The sequence below is a fragment of the Sporosarcina sp. E16_8 genome, from assembly GCF_017347095.1.
Lineage (GTDB): Bacteria > Bacillota > Bacilli > Bacillales_A > Planococcaceae > Sporosarcina.
Genome location: NZ_JADPRZ010000086.1, coordinates 1 through 5,880 on the forward strand (window position 1 = coordinate 1; position 5,880 = coordinate 5,880).

Sequence of the window (5,880 nt, forward strand, 5' to 3'; positions counted from 1 at the left end):
AACGGCAGGTGGCACTCCGCATAAAATGCGCGGATCGCATCTCCACCTTGTCCTTTCAATGAATCTTCCATCGCTACAAGTCCTTCGACTGCGGTCTCGATTGCTTCCATTTCATTTTCCAAACGATTTAGCATGGTGCTATTTCGCCGCAAGCCATCGTGGAAAGGGCTGACATCTACTACTTTCATTATATTTGAAAAAGGTACCTATCAAAGACATGACTCTGTATCTTGTCTTTGATGGGCACCTTGGCATTTTATATTGTTATGGTTCTGAAATAAACCCGTAAATTCCGCATCATTTCTCTATGAAAAGTCCTGTGAGTGTACCCAGATTAATCTTTTCATGATTGTTATACTTTCACGATTCACTGAGTAGCAGGCAACTGTGTCTTGAACATGCATTGTACTTCTATTCTGCATTACACAGTAGTCGTTCTACTTCGATTAAGGATGTTTACCAAGACCCTTATATCAAGATGAATCCGATAAGCTATATACGTTTATTCTATTCTTCTTTCAAGCATATTTTCCAACAATGTCATCTCGCCTATTTATCGTATTATTTTCACAAACCAAGTATTAAAAAATAATACCTTGAGAATACAACCATCATGAGCCTTTACTTTAAAACAACCCGTTCTTTTTCTTTCCACAGCAAATATACTTTATCTTTATTCATCTACATATATGCTTATATATGTTTATTTTCAACACCATAACTTTTATTATTTTGTTTACAATTCAATATATAAAGTTGAAACTGAACGTTTTAATACTCTACTCCTTTTTAATCATCACCTAAAATCCTATCATCTAGCTTTTCTCTGTCTTCAGCAATTTGTTCATACGAACTAATAAGGTTACTAATATAATCAATTTGAACCTCTCTATCATCTTGGAACAAATGTATTGTAGCCCCTTTACTTATTAAAGCTTCCATTGTTTTCTTAAAACCTTTTAATTCATCTGTATCAAAATAATCACATTCTAGTACTACTTTATTATCTTCTATATTTTTTTTAATATCTTGAATACTTGCTCCATTATTCTGTCTGATAATAGATACATACTTTAATTTATTGGACTCATTATCAATTTTCAATTTCATCTTCACCATAAAATTTTACCTCCCTAAAAGTCTTTAATTGGTATTATAGGCTCACCCGGATTACTATTCCTCCAATTCCCACCATGCCATCCTTTTAAATGTTCATTAAAAGTTGCTGGATAGATTATTTCTCCTTTATTAGAAATATGTGGGTATTTCGAAGCGCTATAACTATGATGCCCTGCAATTGGTTTACCATCAAATTTAGGAGTTTTACCAGCAAGAATATCTTTTAACTGTTCTTGAGACCAATCTCGAGTAAGTGGTTCATTATTTAATAATCGTTGTTGTTCTTGATACCAAAATTCTTTAACTCCTTTATCCCTTCTTTTAGCAAATTTTTTATTCCAAATGTAGTCTGCATACTCTTGTTTTGTAATAGTTCTAATATCAATTTTATCTCTTAACTCTTTCATTTTCTTTGAACTCATTTGTTTTGTCGTAGTTGGATGCTCATTTAAATCTAGTCCTTTTGTCCTCACTGCTATAACACTTTTTGCTTCTTTTACATGAGGGATATCAGAAATTCTCTTACTAACTTTACCCGTACCCTTAGACTTATTTTCAACTGCGGGAGTCTTCTTTACGGAAAGATTCCCTTTATATTTGGATGGCTTAACTCCAGGGATGATAGCGAGCGCCATTTTTTTGAATCCTTTTTGGACTATTGCCCTCGGCTGGATATAATCCACAAACGCTAGGTTCGTGCCTTCAAAATAGCCGTCGAGCTCACGGAAACCACCGTCATCGAATTCTTCTTCCACTTCTTTAACCACTTCGTATTGAATCGGCTTTCTTGTTCCTAATTGGTATTCTTTTACAATCAGACCATTTTCATAGATGTGAAATTTTAACAGGTTGTAGCTGCCATAAGCTCCACGCTCGATTGTCTCGGTTCTTTTACTTTCAAGTGTCTGGAAGGTTCCTGCATTGATTTCCGTGCCGATCAGATTATCCTGATCACTGTTCCCTAGGCCCCCCGCAACCGCAGAGGTCTGTTGAACGATGGCTGTTTGCAATCCGCTGTTCATTGTAATTGCCGCCCACTGTTTAGACTCAAAATGGACGCCTGTGAGCCCTTCCTTGAAGAGACCTTCGATATCTGCAAGCCATCTCTCCATCGCTATTAATGCCCTCGTCTGGTCTCATCAAATTCATACAAATTGGCAACCGTATGATCCCGTTTCCTCCTTGCATCCCGAACCCCCTCTTGCACATCACTATCATTCAGATGTGGAAGGGCAACGATATCGGCGACCTTATTCATAATGTCGTTGGCTTCGTCGGTGAGGCTGCTTGTCAGTCTAGAAATTACCGTTAGTCCAGCTTCAACTTCTCCTTCAAGAAACGTTTGACGGATGAACCCGTTCATATCCGGCTCCAATGAATCGAGTGCGGAATCCATTTGGATCTGGACATTTACGTAATTGCTTTTGAATGTCATGAAAAACTGCAAGAACGGTAGGTGGCACTCCGCATAAAATGCACGGATCGCATCTCCTCCTTGTCCTTTCAATGAATCTTCCAGCGCAACAAGTCCTTCGACTGCAGTTTCGATTGCTTTCATTTCATTTTCTAAACGATTTATTATGGTATTATTCCGCCGCAAGCCATCGTGGAACGGGCTGACATCTACTACTTTCATAGCGCCATCGGTATATATGAAAAAGGAACCTATTAAATACATAAATCTGTATCTCATCTTTGAAAGGTTCCAAGCCATTTTATATTGTTGAATTTCTGATGAAGATCAGTAAAGTCTACATTATTTTCTATGAAAAACTTTGTATGTACATCCAGTTCTTTATAGTGGTGCATTCGACACTAAGTATCCCCTCAACAAAAAAACCTTGAAAGGGACTTGGCCAATCAAGGATTTAAAATCACATTATATTTTAGGAATATCAACTAATTCACCTGGTGATTTACTAATAAGAAAATCTGATATATTTGGGTTATTTTTTCTAATCCTATATATCTGATTTTTTGTTAATTCAGGTTCAAATGATATATTCTGTATCTTAAAATTCAGGTTTATTAGTTTATTATAAAGATTTAATAAAAAATCCTTCCACTCTTCTAATGCTGAATTTGAAACTTCCTCTGGATTTTCTAACATTCGAAATCCATCTGCGTAATGAAATATTAGTAATCCTGTTCCTAAATCACAATACTCATCTTCAATGAGTGCTTTTGGAACCTCAAACCCACTATTCCAGTTATAATTTTCTGCAAAAAAATGGAGTATTAGTGGATTGTCTACATTTCCTAATTGACTGATTAAATTATTTTTATCCGTATTATAAAGCAGTTCTTCCAGAAAAGTAATTTCTGTGTTACCCATCAATTAAGTCTATTCTCCATACTTATAAGTATTTTCTTACTCATAATTTGTAGTAGTAATAAAGTCAAAAGCATTAGTTGAAGTAACTTCATTGTTATACTCAAAGTTATATATCAGAATTACTGCATTATATGATTTTTTTAATTCTATACTTTTCTTAAATTGTGGGATGATAATTTCTTCATACGAACACCCAGCTAATAATGTGGAAATATCACTACTACTATTCTTATAGACCGTTTTTTCTATAGTATCCTCATCTGTTTCATCCATATCAATATTAAAATCGATAAAAAATTTGGAAGGTACAGACTCGCCATCCTCATCATACGTTAAATCTACATACTCTCTTATAGAGTCCTCTTCTTTAATATTACCTAACCAAAAAGAAACCCATCCTTGTTTTTCCATTATAGTATCCTCCTACTTTAATTTAAGACCTTCCGGTAAAGATGAAACCCCACCCTCTAGTCTATAATTAGCCCAATTATTAAGTCGTCTTACTGTTCATTCAATTTAACTTACTTTACATCTTTAACAACAACTTCATACATATCTCCAACATTTTCATCTTTGGGTACCAATGCGTAATAATTTTGATCATTATCTAAAATAAATTGAACCAACTTTGTGCTTGTATCATTCCAGTAATTTTTCATACTAGAATAGTATTCTTCCAAATCTTCTTTATAATCCAACTGCAATATATATTCTTTTTCGGTCATCGCAAAAACAATTAAACTTCCTAAGAGATTTTTTTGCTTATTTTCTTCTTTATACTCTTGTAGTAAGAACCAGATTTGGTCTAATCCTATAGGTTTTTTGTATTTTTCATAGAAACTACTATCATCCATATCCTCATAATCCTGTATCAATTCACTGATAAATGAGTGCCATCTTGTTGGAATAATCTTTTCCAATAAAGGATTTTTGTCAATTCCTTCTATTATTTCACCTAACTCTTCAATCTCATGTTCATTGTTGTATTCACTTATAGAGATGGGCTTGAATTTCATTGAATTCTTGTAATGCGCCAAATCATATGGATAGTGATTATGATTTATGAGGCTTGCATCATCAAGTTCGAGTATCTTTGCTAGTGCTGCTGTTTCAAAGCTCCAATACCCTATATATCCCGGTTCTTTATGGGAATTTTTCCATTCGTAATCATAATGACCTTTAAACCATTCCTTTTCCATATACGTTTGCATGCTTTTAGAAGCTTCTCTTTTATCAGTTTGCGCAAGTTCTATAATTTCTCTCGTTTTTGCATATGGATTTTCTTTAAAATAAACATTAGTGATTTTTGTGCAGCCAATATCACTAGCACATAATAAAAAGTCAATCACCGAATCACTCATATTTTTCTTCTCAACTAACTTACTTAGTCGTTCTATATTCTTTTTATCCGTTTCTAATAATATTCCTAAGGAAATCACCCAAAGCAGATTTACATATCCAACATTCCTAGTCCCTGTATGCTCTAAATTATCAATTGCATTATGAAAATCTTCTTCTATTGTACTAATGTCTTCTCCTAAGGAATACTTTGCAATAACATTATCCGTCTCATTTATAAAATTTGATAGATAAGTTTCTTCTATGATGCTTTTATTATCATTAGGATATCTTTGAATACCATTTTTTTCATCTTCTTCTAAACTATTAATTTCCTCTCTATCTTCTTCAATAATTTTTTTATTATATTCTATTCCTTCTCTACATTTTTCTTCTATACATAAATGATCTCTCATTATATTTGATTCCTCCTAGCTTTTGAATTATGGCCATTCTCCAATGATTTTACCCTTGGCATCTAGCTTATATGTTTTTACATTTCCAGTACTATCAACTTTTGATAGTACTCTTTCTACTTCACCTTTTTTTAATGATCTCGCAATCTTTGTTGCTAATTGTTTATCTCCATCAACAGCTTTCAATACTCTACTTTTTTTAGTTACCACACCTGTCAACCAATCATCTGACATTTGTTTTCCATCTTTAGCTTTTCCTAATTGTGAACTACCAAACTTAGCTTCATCAATAACATATTTGATATTTGAATCCACATTTGCATTTTCGTATAGTCCGTCAATCCCTTTTACTATTTTATCATCTATACTTGATGGTGCATCTCTGCCTATTGGCTTTAAGTCATACCCAGCATCTTTTAAACTTTGATTGTTTACTAGATTATCAGTTGATTTTATTTCACCAAAATTACCTTTTTGTTTATTTGTAGCTGTTTTCGTATCAAAATCATCCACATTTGTTTTTTTACTTCCACCAGAACTGCCTTTTCCCGTAGCCTTACCAATATCACTCTCAACTTTCTTTGGACTTATCCACTTCACAATTGAAGACTTCCTAACAAGTCTAATACCCGCGGTACCCGCTTTTATCGCTGGCCCAAAAGGGGTAATCGA

Annotated in this window: 7 protein-coding genes and 1 pseudogene; all 8 read right to left on the reverse strand. The window is 33.9% G+C overall.

Annotation, left to right across the window (positions count from 1 at the left end; all coding sequences use genetic code 11):
• Window positions 1–188, reverse strand: a 188-nt coding sequence (locus I2484_RS22065; RefSeq protein WP_218628078.1) for a T7SS effector LXG polymorphic toxin, incomplete at its 3' end; no start/stop codon positions are given.
• Window positions 189–789: 601 nt separating this feature from the next.
• On the reverse strand, window positions 790–1,119 hold the full coding sequence (locus I2484_RS20475; protein ID WP_207152905.1) for a hypothetical protein: 330 nt from the start codon (window positions 1,117–1,119) through the stop codon (window positions 790–792).
• A gap of 14 nt (window positions 1,120–1,133) precedes the next feature.
• Entirely contained in the window at window positions 1,134–2,231 is a 1,098-nt protein-coding gene (locus tag I2484_RS21755; protein ID WP_255551638.1) for a hypothetical protein, read from the reverse strand.
• Between the two features lie 5 nt (window positions 2,232–2,236).
• The gene (locus I2484_RS20485) at window positions 2,237–2,812 is read right to left on the reverse strand and encodes a ribonuclease YeeF family protein (protein ID WP_207152906.1); all 576 of its coding nucleotides are present in this window, start codon (window positions 2,810–2,812) and stop codon (window positions 2,237–2,239) included.
• A gap of 186 nt (window positions 2,813–2,998) precedes the next feature.
• Complete coding sequence (locus I2484_RS20490; RefSeq protein WP_207152907.1) at window positions 2,999–3,454, reverse strand: DUF4274 domain-containing protein; 456 nt, start codon at window positions 3,452–3,454, stop codon at window positions 2,999–3,001.
• Window positions 3,455–3,490: 36 nt separating this feature from the next.
• Complete coding sequence (locus I2484_RS20495) at window positions 3,491–3,865, reverse strand: immunity 22 family protein (RefSeq protein ID WP_207152908.1); 375 nt, start codon at window positions 3,863–3,865, stop codon at window positions 3,491–3,493.
• Between the two features lie 110 nt (window positions 3,866–3,975).
• A complete protein-coding gene (locus I2484_RS20500; protein ID WP_207152909.1) occupies window positions 3,976–5,208 on the reverse strand; it encodes a PoNi-like cognate immunity protein in 1,233 nt (410 codons plus the stop codon).
• 27 nt (window positions 5,209–5,235) lie between these two features.
• Window positions 5,236–5,880: pseudogene (locus I2484_RS20505) on the reverse strand (hypothetical protein); the annotation flags it as partial.

Bases quoted from the DNA above. Each gene is read 5' to 3' on its own strand.
- I2484_RS20475 (WP_207152905.1), bottom strand. From the start codon at position 1,119: ATGGTGAAGATGAAATTGAAAATTGATAATGAGTCCAATAAATTAAAG.
- I2484_RS21755 (WP_255551638.1), bottom strand. From the start codon at position 2,231: ATGGAGAGATGGCTTGCAGATATCGAAGGTCTCTTCAAGGAAGGGCTC.
- I2484_RS20485 (WP_207152906.1), bottom strand. From the start codon at position 2,812: ATGAGATACAGATTTATGTATTTAATAGGTTCCTTTTTCATATATACC.
- I2484_RS20490 (WP_207152907.1), bottom strand. From the start codon at position 3,454: ATGGGTAACACAGAAATTACTTTTCTGGAAGAACTGCTTTATAATACG.
- I2484_RS20495 (WP_207152908.1), bottom strand. From the start codon at position 3,865: ATGGAAAAACAAGGATGGGTTTCTTTTTGGTTAGGTAATATTAAAGAA.
- I2484_RS20500 (WP_207152909.1), bottom strand. From the start codon at position 5,208: ATGAGAGATCATTTATGTATAGAAGAAAAATGTAGAGAAGGAATAGAA.